General features: G+C 58.5%; 1 protein-coding gene. It reads right to left on the minus strand.

All coding sequences use genetic code 11. The annotated features are described in order from the left end of the window. Window positions 1-236: 236 nt before the first annotated feature. The coding region (locus AC0L3A_RS40775) for a hypothetical protein (protein ID WP_473256585.1) at window positions 237-819 on the minus strand (583 nt) is incomplete at its 5' end.

An 819-nucleotide genomic window follows, 5' to 3' on the forward strand; every position in this document is an offset into this window, starting at 1 on the left:
ATCCCGCCCGGCCGCTGGTTTGCTTCGACGAGACCCCCGTCCAGCTGATCGGCGAGGTGCGCCAGCCTGTCCCGGCCGGCCGATGCATCGGTCCTAAAGGCATCGGCGCCGGATGAGATGTTCACGAGCGTTGCCGGCCCGCGGGCCTATCTGAACGCTCGCCGATGAAGGCTGACGGCGCGTGGGCTGCTCGCTCGACCGAGAAGCGGGTTCGGAGCTAGCAGAGACGCTGATCGTCATCTGGCGGTCCGTTTTCGAACTACTGTTTGGGCGACGATGCGCCGATTGATCTTCACCTTCCAGGCGATCTGTGCAGCCGAGAGATTCCGCTTCCTCATGGTCTGCTTCAGAAAAGCATATTCCTTCTCGCCATACAGATAGCCCATTCGGTAGGCATGCTCGATGAAATCATTGTTGGCGTTCGCCGTGAGATCCTTCGCAATCCTCTTCAGGCCGTCGAAGAGGTTCCCTGTGTCGATTCGAATGAAGCGGTTGATGCAGACGTTTCCGACATAGGTCGTGTTACCATTGAGATGGTTGCGTACGTAGCAGTGCTCCTTGATGCCCTGGCCGCAGGGACACTGATCGAATTCGTCACTAATTTCGACAGCGATAAGAGACCATTCCCTGCGGGCGACATCGAAGCTACGCGAGACGGACAGAGGCAGGATGTGGGCCTTTAGTCTTTCGAAGTTGTGCCCCTCCATTCCGCTTCCTCGATTAGCAAATGCGCGAGAGTCGGGGGGGATGTCCCGGGTTCTGTTGAATTTCTGAAGAGGTCGGCGTTGCCCACCTTGAGCCGGTAGGCTCGGGGTGCTG

This window comes from Bradyrhizobium sp. MI1.3, assembly GCF_055811695.1.